Annotated in this window: 11 protein-coding genes and 2 tRNA genes; 9 read left to right on the top strand and 4 right to left on the bottom strand. The window is 58.3% G+C overall.

Going from position 1 to position 15,228, the window contains the following annotated elements:
- Position 1: 1 nt before the first annotated feature.
- Genes BY454_RS07215 through BY454_RS07205 form a run of 3 tightly spaced genes read left to right on the top strand, consistent with a single transcriptional unit; the run spans position 2 to position 3,689 of the window.
- Positions 2-472: a DUF2271 domain-containing protein gene (locus BY454_RS07215; RefSeq protein WP_104415818.1), complete on the top strand. Its 471-nt coding sequence runs from the start codon at positions 2-4 to the stop codon at positions 470-472.
- Positions 473-494: 22 nt separating this feature from the next.
- On the top strand, positions 495-2,714 hold the full coding sequence (locus BY454_RS07210; protein WP_104415817.1) for a PepSY domain-containing protein: 2,220 nt from the start codon (positions 495-497) through the stop codon (positions 2,712-2,714).
- Positions 2,715-2,774: 60 nt separating this feature from the next.
- Positions 2,775-3,689, top strand: coding sequence for an AEC family transporter (locus BY454_RS07205; protein ID WP_104415816.1), 915 nt, complete (start codon positions 2,775-2,777; stop codon positions 3,687-3,689).
- Here the strand turns inward: BY454_RS07205 and BY454_RS07200 are convergent.
- Positions 3,666-4,583, bottom strand: coding sequence for a zinc ABC transporter substrate-binding protein (locus tag BY454_RS07200; protein ID WP_104415815.1), 918 nt, complete (start codon positions 4,581-4,583; stop codon positions 3,666-3,668). The two genes, BY454_RS07205 and BY454_RS07200, sit on opposite strands and share 24 nt — an antisense overlap.
- Positions 4,584-4,723: 140 nt before the next feature.
- On the opposite strand from BY454_RS07200, the gene gltX reads away from it, so the two are divergent.
- From gltX to BY454_RS07185, 3 genes are all read left to right on the top strand, one after another.
- On the top strand, positions 4,724-6,205 hold the full coding sequence (gene gltX / locus BY454_RS07195; protein ID WP_104415814.1) for a glutamate--tRNA ligase: 1,482 nt from the start codon (positions 4,724-4,726) through the stop codon (positions 6,203-6,205).
- Between the two features lie 116 nt (positions 6,206-6,321).
- Positions 6,322-6,397: transfer RNA gene (locus BY454_RS07190), tRNA-Ala, on the top strand.
- Between the two features lie 7 nt (positions 6,398-6,404).
- Positions 6,405-6,480, top strand: a tRNA-Glu gene (locus tag BY454_RS07185).
- A 131-nt stretch (positions 6,481-6,611) separates the two neighbouring features.
- On the opposite strand, the gene BY454_RS07180 is transcribed toward BY454_RS07185, so the two are convergent.
- Entirely contained in the window at positions 6,612-7,463 is an 852-nt protein-coding gene (locus BY454_RS07180; RefSeq protein ID WP_104415813.1) for a 6-pyruvoyl trahydropterin synthase family protein, read from the bottom strand.
- A 62-nt stretch (positions 7,464-7,525) separates the two neighbouring features.
- Entirely contained in the window at positions 7,526-8,002 is a 477-nt protein-coding gene (locus tag BY454_RS07175) for a hypothetical protein (protein ID WP_104415812.1), read from the bottom strand.
- 119 nt (positions 8,003-8,121) lie between these two features.
- Between BY454_RS07175 and BY454_RS07170 the strand changes: the two genes are divergently transcribed.
- Positions 8,122-11,046: an insulinase family protein gene (locus BY454_RS07170; protein WP_104415811.1), complete on the top strand. Its 2,925-nt coding sequence runs from the start codon at positions 8,122-8,124 to the stop codon at positions 11,044-11,046.
- 79 nt (positions 11,047-11,125) lie between these two features.
- Here the strand turns inward: BY454_RS07170 and ppsR are convergent, their stop codons facing one another.
- Complete coding sequence (gene ppsR, locus BY454_RS07165; protein WP_104415810.1) at positions 11,126-11,941, bottom strand: posphoenolpyruvate synthetase regulatory kinase/phosphorylase PpsR; 816 nt, start codon at positions 11,939-11,941, stop codon at positions 11,126-11,128.
- Between the two features lie 132 nt (positions 11,942-12,073).
- Between ppsR and ppsA the strand changes: the two genes are divergently transcribed.
- Together ppsA and rraA are read left to right on the top strand one after the other, a co-directional pair.
- Positions 12,074-14,446 carry a phosphoenolpyruvate synthase gene (gene ppsA, locus BY454_RS07160; RefSeq protein ID WP_104415809.1) on the top strand — a complete coding sequence of 791 codons (2,373 nt, stop codon included), beginning with the start codon at positions 12,074-12,076 and terminating at the stop codon, positions 14,444-14,446.
- 33 nt (positions 14,447-14,479) lie between these two features.
- A complete protein-coding gene (gene rraA, locus BY454_RS07155; RefSeq protein ID WP_104415808.1) occupies positions 14,480-14,959 on the top strand; it encodes a ribonuclease E activity regulator RraA in 480 nt (159 codons plus the stop codon).
- The last annotated feature ends 269 nt before the right edge of the window (positions 14,960-15,228 follow it).

Genomic DNA, 15,228 nt, shown 5'->3' with positions numbered 1-15,228 from the left:
CATGAGAAAGTATTTTGTTGTTTTCGGTCTTGTGATGACCATGTTTTTTTCAGCGACGGCCAGCGCCCGGGAAGTCACCTTTGATACGCAACTGACGAACTATCGTGGTGACGGCGCTTATCTGGCCATTTACCTGACGGACTCCAACGGGGTTTACCAGGGTACGCTCTGGATTGCCGGCCGGGATAGTGAGTATTACAAGCACCTGCGCGGCTGGGCCCGGGGCAGTCGAATGAGACGCGCCGAGTATGACGGCCTGACGGGCGCCAGCATCACCAGTGGCCGGACACTGACGATGACCATGAATATCGATGATTCGTTCATTGATAACGGCTATGAGATCCACGTGGACACTGCGGTAGAGGACAGGCGAGACAATCGTTCCGATGTCATGGTCCCGCTGACGTCCGAAGGTGCGGGCAAACCGGTTGCTGGCCGGGGTTACGTGAAATCGTTCACCTACAACTTCTGAATCAGCGTTGAAGGACGTTTTTATGTGGCGGAAGCTTCATTTTTACCCAGGGCTACTGGCGGCACCTTTTCTGATCCTGCTGGCCATAACAGGAGTGATTCTGGCGGTTTCACCGGCGCTTGAACGCTCCAGCGCCGTGGTGCCGTCAGATGGCATGATCAGCGTCGCCCAGCTTGCGCAGAGTGTGGTCGAGCGGTATCCGTCGGCGGAGCAGATCAAACGCACACCGTCTGGCGCTGTTATCGTCTATTACACACGGGATGGCAAGCCAGGCGCGGACCTGGTGAACCCTGAAACCGGTGAAACCATCGGGCCCTATGAGCCGTCCGCCTTATTCCGCTGGGTAAAAGATCTGCACCGTTCGTTTCTTTTAGACGAAGCGGGTCGTGTGCTGGCCGGTGTGTTGGCTGCAATCATGGTGCTGATGTGTATTTCAGGCGCATTTATGCTTGCCCGCCGGGCCGGTGGCTGGCTGCTTTTGCTTCGTGGTTTCAAGGGCAGTGGCGACAGTCGTGTCCATTCTGAGCTGGCGCGCTTTGCATTGATAGGTTTGCTGTTGTCTGCGTTGACCGGCAGTTACATGTCTGCGACCCGGTTTGGCTTGTTGCCAGAACCTGCGGATAACGAGCCGCCGTTTCCGATGGAGGTGTCTGATGGTGAACCTCTACCTGTCGGCTCAATGGAGGCACTGAGAAGTACAGACGTCAATAATCTGCGCGAACTGGTGTTTCCGTATCCCGGTGATCCTCGCGATGTCTTTTCTCTGAGCACCCGCCAGGGCGCGGGATTTATCGACCAGGCGACAGGCCAGTTTGTTGAATACAAGAGTGCATCGACCGGCAATCAGGTTGTTGAGTGGATAGTGCGCCTTCATACCGGGGAGGGTCTGTGGTGGCTGGGTTTGCTGTTGGGGCTGGCGGCGTTAACAGTGCCTGTGCTTTCTATAACCGGCATTCGTGTGTGGTGGTCCAGAAGGGCTTCAGGTGATGTTCAGGATAATGCCAGCCCGGCAGATGCGGATACAGTGATCCTGATCGGTTCGGAAGGCAACTCGACTCGTGGTTTTGCCGGGGACTTGCATGCACAGCTTTCCCGCGCGGGAAGATGCGTTCACTCTGCCGACATGAATGCGTTGGCGGAGGAATATCCGAGGGCGTCACTGCTGTTCGTGCTGACATCCACTTATGGTGACGGTGCGGCGCCAGCCTCTGCCAGCCGGTTCATGGAGAAGCTTGCGCTCTTTCGCTGCTCTACCAATCTTAAATTTGCCGTGCTCGGATTTGGTGACCGTCAGTTCCCCCGGTTTTGCCAGTTTGCCAAAGACGTTGACGTGGCCTTGGCGTCCCATGGGCTCGCACGGCTGCAAAGCCCTGCATTTGTGGACCAAAAGTCCCCAGAACAGTTCAGTCAGTGGGGAAGTCGGCTAGCAGAAGTGACGGGATTGAACATTCGGCTGTCGCATAATCCGGCGCCGCCAGCCCTTCTGGACCTGGAGCTGGTCGATCGGGCTGATTTCGGTGTGGAAGTGGAGGCGCCTACCAGCATTCTTCGCTTCAGGCCCGATGCTGGTACCAAACGTTGGATCAATAGGGTAGGTAACAAGAGGGACCCGCTGGTGGATTTTCACGCGGGCGATCTGATTGGCGTTTGCCCTCCAGGCGACGATAAACCGAGGTATTACTCCCTGGCATCATCCAGTGACGATGGCTTGCTTGAGATTTGCGTACGCAGACTGCCGGGAGGGAAGTGCTCGGGATTTCTGCATGGCCTGCAGCCAGGCGAGCGGATTCAGGGGTTTATTCAGCCCAACCCGGAATTTCGGCCAGCACCAGGCAGCCACCCGGTTATTCTGATTGGAGCGGGTGCCGGCATTGGTCCGCTCGCGGGCTTTATCCGGAAAAACGACGCGCGTCATCCCATGTATCTTTATTGGGGAGGCCGGGACCCTCATTCCGATTATCTCTACCGACCAGAGCTTGGCAGTTATCTGCGTGATCAACGACTTACCGGACTGCGGACGGCATTTTCCAGAACCCGGGAAAGTGCCTATGTCCAGGACAAGCTGAATGAGGATGCCCAGAACGTACGCAAAATGATCGAAATGGGTGCCCAGGTCCTGGTTTGCGGTGGCAGTGGCATGGCGGCTGAGGTGCGTGCGGTGATCAACAACATACTCAAGCCACTGAAAACAGATATTGAAAGCCTCAAGCAGGAGGGACGATATCTGGAAGATGTCTACTGAGTGGCTGTGGTATGTTAGCGGCTCCCATATGATCATGTTTTGATGGAGTCTTCGCCCGGTATGCCAGTGATGGTCCACGCTCTTCTTCCGGTGTTTGTCCTGATTGCCCTGGGGCACACACTGCGCCGCTGGAACTTCCCGGGTGGGGATTTCTGGCCCCAGGCGGAACGCTTTACCTATTACGTGCTGTTTCCCGCGATGCTGGTGTACAAGCTGGGCCAGGCCCGGCTGCCGGCTTCCGCCTATGGCGATACCGCGTTGTTGATTGGCTCCATGCTGGCGGCCATGACGGTGGTGCTGGTGTTGGTGCAGTGGTTCTGGCGCTGGCGCGGGCCGGTGTTTTCGTCGGTTTACCAGGGGGCGATCCGTTTCAACTCGTACGTGGGCCTGGCCGCCGGTGGCATGCTGCTCGGGGACGAAGGTTTACAAATGACGGCCATTGCCGTCGCCATTATGGTGCCGCTGCTCAACCTGTTGTGCATTGTGATGTTCGCCCTGGTGGCGGATGAGAGCCGCATAGAGTTTACCAAGGTACTCAAGGCGATTGTGACCAACCCGCTGATTGTCGGTTCGGTGTTGGGCGTGCTCTGGGGCTATTTCGAGGTGGGTTTCCACCCCTTGCTGGCTGGCGTGCTGGAACCCTTGAGCAATCTGGCCCTGCCCATGGGTCTGATGACGGTGGGCGCGGGCCTGCAGCTCAGTGCCCTGCGGGGCAGTGCGGCGCCCTTTGTCGTGTCTTCCGTGTTGAAGCTGGTGGCGTTTCCGCTGATGGCGGCTGGGCTGGCGATGCTGTTGGGACTGGAAGGCCTGCTGGTGCAGGTGGCGGTGCTGCTGGCCACCCTGCCCACAGCAACGTCGGCCTATATTCTGGCGCGCCAACTGGGCGGCGATGCGCCGCTGATGGCGGGAATCATCAGCGGGCAAACGCTATTGGCGATGGTGTCGATTCCGTTACTGCTTAGTGTGCTTTGGTGAGCATTTGAGCACGGCATCGGCGATGCTTTGCTGGAACTTCAGGTAGCCCTCGGCATTGGGTTCAATGTCCATGGCCAGTGGGTCCCAGGTGCTGAAGGTTACGTCCAGTCCCTGGGTGATCGAGCGCCACCACTGGCGGTCGAACTGGGGTTCGGTGAGCAGGCAGGGCTGGTTGGCCTTCCGGAGTTTGTTCTGCACGTCGGCAATGTGCCTTGCGCCGGGCGACAGTTCGGGGTTCAGGGTAAGCACGCCTTCCAGGTTGAGCTTGTAGTGCTCAGCGAAACGCTCAAACGCACTGTGGTAGGCGAACAGGCTAACGTCTTCCACGGCCGTTAATTGCTGGCTGATGGTCTCCTCGGTCTCCTGTAACGCCTGTTCAAACTGTGCCAGGTTGGCGTCCAATTGCTGCCGGTTGGCGCCGTCCAGGCTGCCCAGCTGGGCGTGTATTTTTTGGGCCATCTCCAGTGCCAGCTGTGGGTCTACCCAGATGTGTGGATCTTCGCCACCCCCATGGGGATGGCCATGGGGCTCGTGCCCATGATCGTCGCGCTCAGGCTCCGGGCGTTCTTCATCTTCATGATCGGCAAGGGCGACGACTCTCCCTTCAAACTCCTCGCTACCGAGCAGTCGCTCCAGGAATGTTTCCATGTCCGGGCCAATCCAGAATACAACGTCAGCGTTTTCCAGCGCGCGTCGTTGGGAAGGCTTCATGCTGTAGTTGTGGGGGCTGGCGCCGGGCGGCACCAGCGTGGTGATGTTTGTGGTGTCGCCTCCAACCGCTTTTACGAGAAGCTCCACCGGCTTGATGGAGGCCACCACATTGGCGGCGGAAACCGGGAGGGCTGCCATCAGGGTGCTCAGCCCCAAGGCCAGAGACGTTGCTTTTAATGCCATTGTTACAGACCTGTGCGTTATTGGGAATGTTATAATATTACATTAAACCGGTGCGCGGGCAAAGACGATCATGCGAAATGATCCGATGGCCGCTATAATGGCGCGTTTATTCACCGGCCACTTATTTTCAGGATGGTTTCATGACAGTACGCACCCGAATTGCTCCGTCACCCACGGGCGATCCCCACGTAGGGACCGCCTACGTGGCGCTGTTCAACCTGTGTTTTGCGCGCCAGCACGGCGGCCAGTTCATTCTGCGCATTGAAGACACCGACCAGGTTCGAAGCACGGCAGAGTCCGAGCGCGACATTCTCCAGGCCTTGCGCTGGTTGGGCCTGAACTGGGACGAAGGCCCCGACCTGGGTGGCCCTTATGGCCCGTACCGCCAGTCAGAGCGCAAGCACATGTACGCCCAGTACGCAGAAGATCTGGTCACCGCCGGGCACGCGTTCTACTGCTTCCGCACGCCGGAAGAGCTGGACGCCATCCGTGAGGAGCGTAAGGCGGCCGGCCAGAATCCGGGTATCAAGGGCGACCTGGAATTGCCCGAAGAAGAGGTCAAGCGTCGCCTGGAAGCCGGCGAGCCTTACGTGATCCGCATGAAAGTGCCGGATGAGGGCATGTGTGAGATTCAGGATATGCTGCGTGGCACCATCGAGATCGACTGGGCCCAGGTGGATTGCCAGATCCTGCTGAAATCCGACGGCATGCCCACCTATCACCTGGCCAATGTGGTCGATGACCACCTGATGAAAATCACCCACGTACTGCGGGGCGAGGAGTGGATCAACTCGGCACCCAAGCACAAGTTGCTGTACGAATACTTTGGCTGGGACATGCCGGAGCTGTGCCACCTGCCGTTGTTGCGCAACCCGGACAAGAGCAAGCTCTCCAAGCGCAAGAACCCCACCAGCATCAATTTCTACGAGCGCATGGGCTTCATGCCGGAGGCGGTCACCAACTACCTGGGCCGCATGGGCTGGTCCATGCCCGATGAGCGGGAGAAGTTCACCCTGGATGAAATGATCGAGAACTTCGACATCCAGCGTGTATCGCTCGGTGGGCCCGTGTTTGATGTAGAGAAGCTGCGCTGGCTGAACGGCCACTGGATCCGCGAAGAGCTCAACGACGAGCAGTTCATGGAGCGGTTGCAGCAGTGGTGGTTCAACAAGGACGACCTGCAAACCCTGGTGCCGCACATCAAGGGGCGTGCGGAGGTGTTCTCGGACATTGCCCCCATGGCGCAGTTCATGTTCAGCGGCATGCTCGACCTCAAGCCTGAGGACTTTGAGCACAAGAAGCTGGAAGAGGGCGAGGTGAAGCGGGTACTTCAGTTCACGTTGTGGAAACTGGAGGCCCAGCGGCACTGGAGCAAGGACACCATCTTTGCCGACATTAAATCCCTGGCCAAGGCCATGGACATGAAGATGGGCGATTTCATGTTCGCTATTTTTGTGGCCATTGCCGGTACACCCAATTCCTGGTCGGTCATGGACTCCATGGATCTGCTCGGGCCGGACATGACCCGCTCCCGCCTGCGTTACGCGCTGCAGATTCTGGGTGGCTTTTCCAAGAAAGAAACCAAGCGGGTAGAGAAAGAATACGCTGCGTTGGACGTTTAATAATCGGATTGTTTGAGAATTAAACGGAATGAACAGGGATGTTCAAAAAACTTTAAAAAATGTGTTTTCAGGTGTTGACGCCCCCAGGGTCGATCCTTAATATACGCATCCGTTGAGGGGCCATAGCTCAGCTGGGAGAGCGCAACACTGGCAGTGTTGAGGTCAGCGGTTCGATCCCGCTTGGCTCCACCAATTTCTAGTCCCCTTCGTCTAGTGGCCTAGGACTCCGCCCTTTCACGGCGGCAACAGGGGTTCGAACCCCCTAGGGGACGCCAATTCGGCTTAGCGGTTTAGTCCACCGCGAAGCCAACAAAAAAACCGCCTTCGGGCGGTTTTTTTGTGTCTGCAGGTTTTGTCAGGGACGGCCCCGCCCGTAAGCGGGGCCTCTCTCTACAGGGACCGTCTGTTAGCGGCAGGCAATGGCGCCTTTGCCCACCCCTTCAAACGCTTTTACTCGAATCTGGTCTTCCGGGAACTCCACTTTCAGCGTGTCGGCAATGTGCGCGGCAATAAACTCGACCGTGCTGTCGGTATCAATCATGTACACGCGCTGCTCCGGCAGGGTGAGGGCAAACTCGCCCTGGTTGGCCTCGTACTCGAAAGTGATATAGGTGCTGCCATCGTCGCCTACAAAGCGCCGGGCTACGTCCTCTTCGGTGCCCACGTAGACGTCCTGCCAGAGTTTCGCCCAGCGGCTTTCCAGCCGGTAGTCGCGATAGCCATTGCGGTCGATCCGAATAGGGGAGCGGTGGCCATGGGCGATGCGCTGGCAGTTGCCGAGGTGTTTTTTCAGGCCGTGGACGTAGTGGTAGTAGGCGCCCTCGATCTCTTCCTCACGCAGATTGATCTCTACCGAGGTCACGTTGCCAGGCAGCACCGCTTTCAGTTCGTCTTCCAGAAGCCTGGCGACGGCGGAAGGCACCACCTTCTCGGCCGGGAGCCAGACCACGGCTTCATCGGGAGAGCTATGGTCGATGTGGCTGCCGTCGGTCAGTTGCCAAGTGAAAGTGTCAGGGGTGTCTGCCTGTCGGTTAAGCCCGGGGTAGTCCCGTGGAATAACCAGGCGATGGTCCACGCGCTCATCGATGACCTGCTTGATGGTGCGTTTTACATTGCTGAAATCGAACACCATACCCTGTTCGTCCAGCTCGCCACCGAGCACGACATCGACAATCCAGCTTTCACCCACCAGGCCACGAGTGGCATGGAGGTAGGCGAAATCGATGACGGTCAGGTTGTCGACGAAAAGGTGGTCCATGAGAGAGCTTGCCCGGTTTGAATGCATGATCTCTCATTCTAACAAAGATGGGGGCAGTGCGGTTACTCTGGTGACGGGGCGGGGAACTCGGAGCCAAAGGTACCGTTCAACTGCTCCCACGACTTCATGTAAACGTCCGCTTCATATTCATAGGGTGAGCGGAAGGGGCTGATGACCACATCGAATACAAGGAAGAAAGTGCCAATGGAGAGCCAGCCTATGGTCAGAGAGCTCAGGGTATTGGCCTGTTGTTCGGGGTTGGTGGCAACAAAGCCCTGAAGCAGGGTAATCAGATCCTGGGCCATGACCACCGGGTTGAAACTGGCGAGCACCAGCGGCAACCAGAACGCCAGAACCACCGGGAAAAAGCCGTAGGACCAGAGCACCCGGCGCAGAACATAAAAGAACAGCTCCTTGCGAAAGCGTTGTTTGATGTCCGGTACTTTCCGGATCTGTTCAAGATAACGGCGGCGTTCGGCCCACCAGGCGGCAACCTGAGGGGCTTCGATGGGATTGGTGTCCGGGGTTTGTTGCGTCATGGGCTAGCAGGTTACCTTGTTTATTTTGTTCCGGGCATCATAGTTGCTGGTTCCGGGCATTATAATTAATAGTACGTGTTACCCTGTCATTCTTAAACTTTCAATCACAGGATCTTTTAATGGCTGCAGCGACAGATACCGCAACGCATCCAGCTTTCGAGAAACTTCGCAGTCACCGGGTTGGTACCCTGAACCTTGAGGTTGAGGAGTACCGACACAAAAAAACCGGTGCCCGCCACCTTCACCTGGCGGCCGACAACGAAGAAAACGTGTTCTTCGTGGCCCTGCGAACCTTCCCGATGGATTCTACCGGGGTCGCCCACATTCTCGAGCATACCGCACTTTGTGGCAGTGAGCGGTATCCGGTGCGCGATCCCTTCTTCATGATGATTCAGCGCTCGCTGAACACCTTCATGAACGCTTTCACCAGTAGTGACTGGACCGCCTATCCGTTTGCCAGCATGAACCGAAAGGATTTCGACAACCTGTTGTCCGTGTATCTGGACTCGGTGTTTTTCTCCAAGCTTGATCCGCTGGATTTTGCCCAGGAAGGCCATCGCCTGGAATTTGAAAAGTCGGACGATCCTTCCAGTGATCTGGTCTATCGTGGTGTCGTCTACAATGAGATGAAAGGTGCCATGAGCGCACCGACCTCCCAGTTGTGGCAGAACCTGTCCAGCCACCTGTTCCCAACCACCACCTACCATTACAACAGTGGTGGAGAGCCCGATCACATTGTCGATCTGAGCTATGAGGATTTGCTGGCGTTCTACAAGCACCACTACCACCCCAGTAATGCCATCTTTGCCACCTACGGCAACATTCCGGCCCATGAACACCATGAGAAGTTCGAAGAGCTGGCCCTCAAGCGCTTTGACCGCCTGGAGATTGACCTGCCGGTGCGGGACGAGAAGCGCCTGTTCAGTCCGACCCGGGTGGAGCAGGGCTACGCCGTGAACGAGGGTGAGGAGACCGCCAACAAGACACACATGGTCATGGGGTGGCTGCTGGGCCACAGCTTTGATTTCCTGGAAAACATGGAAGGCCAGCTGTTGTCGGCCGTGTTGCTGGAAAACAGTGCCTCGCCGCTGATGCAGGCTCTGGAAACCACCGACCTGGGTCATGCGCCGTCCCCCATGATGGGACTGGAAGATTCGAACCGGGAAATGACGTTTGTCTGTGGCATCGAAGGTTCGGAGCCGGAGCGCCGTGAGCAATTTGAGGCGCTGGTGGAATCCACGCTTGAGAAAGTAGTGGAAGAGGGCGTCAGCAAGGAACGGCTGGAAGCCATCCTGCACCAGCTGGAATTGCATCAGCGTGAGATTGCCGGGGATCACTTCCCCTACGGCCTGCAACTGATCATGAACGCCATCTCGCCCATGGTGCATGGTGGTGATCCGGTGGACACCCTGGACATCGAGCCGGCCCTGGCCACCCTGCGTGAAAAGATCAAGGACCCGGATTACGTGCCCAACCTGGTGAGTCGCAAACTGCTGGATAACCCGCACCGCGTGACCCTGACCCTGCGCCCGGACCAGCAGCTGGAGCTTCGTCGGCAGCAAGCCATCAAGGACGCGTTGGCCGAACGCAAGGCGCAGCTCACGGAAGAAGAAACCCGGCAGATCGTCGAGCGGGCCAAGGCTCTGGAAGAGCGCCAGATGCGCAAGGATGATGATTCGATCCTGCCCAAGGTGGGAATCGAGGACGTGCCCCTGCAGCGCCCGGAACCGGAAGGCCGCTTCGATGCCGAAACCGGTGCTACGGTGTATTCCGCCGGCACCAATGGCCTGGTGTACCAGCAGGTGGTGCTGCCGTTGCCGGAGCTGACCGAAGAAGAGCTGTTGATGCTGCCGTACTACGCCACCCTGATTTCAGAAGTGGGCTGCGGCGAGTTGGATTACCTGCAGATGCAGGATCGCATTTCCGCGGAGTCTGGCGGTATTGGCGCCTCGCTGACCGCCAAGGGCCGCATTGACGACGTTCAGGATATGTCCGGTTACCTGATTTTTAGCGGCAAGGCCCTGGCCCGGAACAGCCGGGAGCTGACGGACCTGCTCAAGGACGTGTATGCCGGTGCCCGGTTTGATGAAAAGGAGCGCATCCGGGAGATCATCGCCCAGATCCGGGCCCGCCGTGAACAGGCCGTGACTGGCAGTGGCCATGCCCTGGCCATGAGCGCGGCGGCACAGGGCCTGAGTGCCGGTTCCTGGCTGGCCTATCGAATTGGTGGCCTGGCGGCCATCAAGGCCACCAAGGAACTCGACAAGGCGCTGAAAGACGAGCAGGGGCTTGAGGAGTTCTGCGGCAAGCTGCAGGCGCTGCATGATCGCATTCGCAACCAGAAGCGCGAATTCCTGTTGGTGGGTGAAGACGAGCAGGCCGCGCCCATGCTGGACGAGCTGAAACGTTGCTGGCAGGGCGAGCCGGCCGGCGGCGAGGGCAACTGGCGCATGGAGCCGGTGAACTACAACACCCGGGAAGCCTGGCTCACCTCCACTCAGGTAAATTTCTGTGCCAAGGCTTACGCTACCGTGCCGGTGGATCACCCGGATGCAGCGGCGCTGACGGTGCTGGGTGGCTTCCTGCGCAATGGTTACCTGCACCGGGCGATTCGTGAGAAGGGCGGTGCCTATGGCGGTGGCGCCGGGCAGGACAGTGTTACCGGGGTGTTCCGCTTCTTCTCCTACCGGGACCCGCGCCTCGGCGAGACCCTGGATGACTTTGATGCCTCGTTGAAGTGGCTTCAGGACGAGGAGCACGAAGCCAAGGATCTCGAAGAAGCCATCCTGGGTGTGATTGGCGGGCTGGACAAGCCCCGCTCCCCGTCGGGTGCGGCGCGCCATGCCTACCATGACAAGCTGTTCGGTCGCACGCCCGAGCAGCGGGCGCGCTTCCGTGAACGGGTACTGGCCACCACTCTGGACGATCTGCGCCGCGTGGCAAGCACCTGGCTGAAGCCGGAAAACGCCAGTGTGGCGGTGGTAACCAGCCCGGAAAACCGGGCGACGGCCGAGAGCCTGGGGCTGGGTATTCAGGAGTTGTAAACCCCGGCACTGGAGCTGTGAACCAGAAAAGGCGGAAGACCCCTGATCTTCCGCCTTTTTTTGTGACCGTATGGCGGGGTTACCGGTGCCGCTTCAGGCCGGTGGAGACCATGATTCGCGTGGAAATCTCTTCGATCGAGTACGCCGTGGTGTTCAGGTAGGGAATGCGTTCGCGCTTGTACATCAGTTCGATCTCTTCGATTTCCAGCATGCACTGCTTGAGCGACGAATAGCGGGAATTCGGGCGACGTTCGTTACGAATCGTTGCCAGCCGTTCGGGGTCGATGGTCAGTCCGAACAGCTTTTCCCGATGGGGTTTCAGTGCGGCCGGCAGGGTCTGATCGTCCAGGTCTTCTTCCGTGATTGGGTAGTTGGCGGCCTTGATGCCGTATTGCAGGGCCAGGTACAGGCAAGTCGGCGTTTTACCGCTACGGGATGCGCCCACCAGAATCAGGTCCGCGTCGGCGTAGTGGCGGGTGCGGGCACCGTCATCATTGTCCAGGGCAAAGTTGACCGCTTCAATGCGCCGCTCGTAGCTGCCCTCGTTGTTGATGGCATGGGATTTCCCGACGGTGTAAGACGACGAAGAGGCCAGTTCCTGCTCCAGTGGACTCAGGAAAGTGCCAAAAATGTCGATCATGAAGCCTTCTGAAGTGTCGATCAGTTGGCGTATATCGCCATTAACAATGGTGTCAAACACCAGGGGGCGGTAACCGGTGGCCTCGGCGGCGTCATTGATGCGTTTTGCCAGATCGCGGGCCTTGTCTTCAGTGTCCACGTAAGGCACGGTTATTTTTTCGAAGTCTATTTTCTCGAACTGGGCGAGCAGCGCATGGCCAAGGGCTTCGGCAGTCAGTCCGGTGCCGTCAGAAATAAAAAACGCGGTTCTTTTCATGGATATGTCCGGTCCAGTATGGGCAAATTGCCGGGAGTCTTGACGTGGCTCCCTAGGTAATTTTTGTAGGTTACAGTATCATATTGCGCATATTCGAGACTCTGCGCCATTCAGATTCAAGGGAGACACGCTTTGGAAGATTACATTATCTGGTTTGACCACCTGGGCATGAACGATGTTGACCAGGTTGGCGGCAAAAACGCCTCACTCGGTGAAATGATCAGTAATCTCGCCAATGCCGGTGTCCGGGTGCCGGGTGGTTTTGCCACCACCGCCCATGCCTACAGGGAATTTCTGGCAACCGACGGCCTGAAAGATCGCATCGACGAAGCGCTGGATGCCCTCGACGTGAACGACGTGAATGAGTTGGCCCGGGTAGGTGCGCAGATTCGCCAGTGGGTGGTGGACACCGCTTTTCCGGAATCCCTCGACAAGGCCCTGAAAGAGGCCTTTGGCCAGCTGCAGGACGGGAACGAACAAATGGCCGTTGCCGTGCGTTCCTCCGCCACGGCGGAAGATCTCCCGGATGCCTCGTTCGCCGGCCAGCAGGAAACCTTCCTGAACGTGGTGGGTCTGGATCAGGTGCGTCATACCGTGAAGGAAGTGTTTGCCTCCCTGTTTAACGACCGTGCGATTTCCTATCGTGTGCACCATGGTTTTGATCACAAGCTGGTGGCCCTGTCCGCCGGTATTCAGAAAATGGTGCGCAGTGAAACCGCCGCCAGTGGCGTGATGTTTACTCTGGACACTGAATCCGGCTTCCGCGATGCCGTGTTCATCACCTCGTCTTACGGTCTGGGTGAGACCGTGGTGCAGGGCGCGGTAAACCCCGATGAGTTCTACGTGCACAAGGGCACCCTGGAAGCCGGTCGCCCGGCGGTGCTGCGTCGCAACCTGGGCAGCAAGGCCATCAAGATGGTTTACCATTCCGAGCCCGGCCATGGTCAGTATGTGGAAACCGTTAAGGTGGAGCCGGAAGACCGTAACCGTTTCTCCATTACCGACGCGGAAGTGGAAGAGCTGGCCAAGCAGGCCATGATTATCGAAAAACACTACGGTCGTCCGATGGACATCGAGTGGGCCAAAGACGGCGACGACGGCCGCATCTACATTGTTCAGGCGCGTCCAGAGACGGTTAAGAGCCGGGTTGGTGCCAACGTGATGGAGCGCTACCTGCTGAAGGAAACCGGCAAGGTGCTGGTGGAAGGCCGGAGTATCGGTCACAAGATCGGCAGCGGCCCGGTGCGAGTCGTGGACAGCATCGTGGAAATGGATCGTGTCCAGCCGGGCGATGTTCTGGTCACCGACATGACGGACCCGGACTGGGAACCGGTCATGAAGCGTGCCTCTGCGATTGTGACCGACCGTGGCGGCCGTACCTGTCACGCCGCTATTATTGCCCGCGAACTGGGTATTCCGGCTGTTGTGGGTTGTGGAGAAGCCACAGACCTTTTGAAAGACGGCCAGGAAGTGACGGTTTCCTGTGCCGAGGGCGATACCGGTCTGATCTACGAAGGCGCGCTGGACTTTGAGCTGCGCGAGAACACCGTGGACTCCATGCCGGAAATCCCGTTCAAGATCATGATGAATGTGGGCAACCCGGACCGGGCCTTTGATTTCCAGGCACTGCCGAACGAAGGCGTGGGCCTGGCACGGCTGGAATTCATCATCAATCGCATGATTGGTGTTCACCCCAAAGCCCTGCTGAACTTTGATGGCCTGCCGGGCGATATCAAACAGACCGTTGAAAAGCGCATCGCAGGTTATGCATCCCCGGTGGATTTCTACGTGGACAAGCTGGTGGAAGGCATCTCCACCCTGGCGGCGGCGTTCACTCCGAAGAAAGTGATCGTGCGCCTGTCGGACTTCAAGTCCAACGAATACGCCAACCTCATTGGCGGCACCCTGTATGAGCCGGACGAGGAAAACCCGATGCTGGGCTTCCGGGGCGCGTCCCGTTACATCTCGGATACCTTCCAGGATTGCTTTGAGCTGGAGTGCCGTGCCCTGAAAAAGGTGCGTGACGAGATGGGCCTGACCAACGTGGAAGTCATGGTGCCGTTCGTGCGTACCGTGGGTGAAGCGGAGCAGGTTATCGATCTGCTGGCCCAGAACGGCCTCAAGCGTGGTGAGAATGGCCTGCGCGTGATCATGATGTGCGAGTTGCCGGCCAACGCCTTGCTGGCGGACGAGTTCCTGGAGCACTTTGATGGCTTCTCCATCGGCTCCAATGACCTGACCCAGCTCACCCTGGGGCTGGACCGGGATTCCGGCATCATCGCCCACCTGTTTGATGAGCGTAATGAGGCGGTGAAAAAGCTGCTGGCCAACGCGATCCAGGCCTGTAACCGTGCCGGCAAGTATGTGGGCATCTGCGGCCAGGGGCCGTCTGATCATCCGGATCTGGCCAAGTGGCTGATGGAACACGGCATTGATTCCGTGTCCCTGAATCCGGATTCGGTGATGGATACCTGGTTCTTCCTGGCGGACGAGAAAACCGATTAAACACGACCATTTCAGGCAAAAGGAGAGCGAAACGTGAGCAAGATTATTACGCCGGATTTGTGCGATGAGTTTCCGGAAGTACAGGTGGTTGAGCCTGGGTTTAACAACTACGGCGGTGTTCGCCAGTTTGGCGGCGAAATCGTGACTGTGAAGTGCCACGAAGACAATTCCGTGGTGAAAGAGCAGGTGGGCCAGCCGGGCAACGGTCGTGTGATGGTGGTTGATGGTGGCGCGTCCAAGCGTAACGCACTGCTGGGCGACATGCTGGCGGAAAAAGCCGCAGAGAACGGCTGGGCCGGCCTGATCATCTACGGCTGCATCCGTGATGTGGATGAGATTGGCGCCACCAACCTGGGCGTGCAGGCGCTGGGTACCGTGCCCCGTAAGACCGCTAAGCGTGGTATTGGCGACCTGAACGTGCCGGTGACCTTCCACGGTGTTACTTTCCAGCCCGGTCACTACGTCTATGCCGACAACAACGGCATCATCGTGTCCGAGAAACCGTTGGTGTAAACGCCACCGGCATTGCTGGCACAGATGCTAAAACGGCGGCTCCGAGGAGCCGCCGTTTTTTATGGTGCGCCAGGCATGGCGCGTAGCGCCTTGACGGGCGCTGTTCCGGTACAGGTGGTGCTGGCCGGATGACTTGGGGGTGCAAGTCCCCTGTGGGCCCGGCAAGGGGAACCGCTAGCCGGACGGCAAGGGTGTCCACCGCGAGGTGGAATCTGAAGGAAGCCGCAGGCAAAGCACTGGCCCGACGAACAGGAATCGCATCAGGCGGT

It is taken from the genome of Marinobacter persicus, assembly GCF_002934325.1.
Lineage (GTDB): Bacteria > Pseudomonadota > Gammaproteobacteria > Pseudomonadales > Oleiphilaceae > Marinobacter > Marinobacter persicus_A.
The sequence above is the reverse complement of the archived record's forward strand: the minus strand, read 5'-3'. Positions and strand labels throughout refer to the sequence as shown.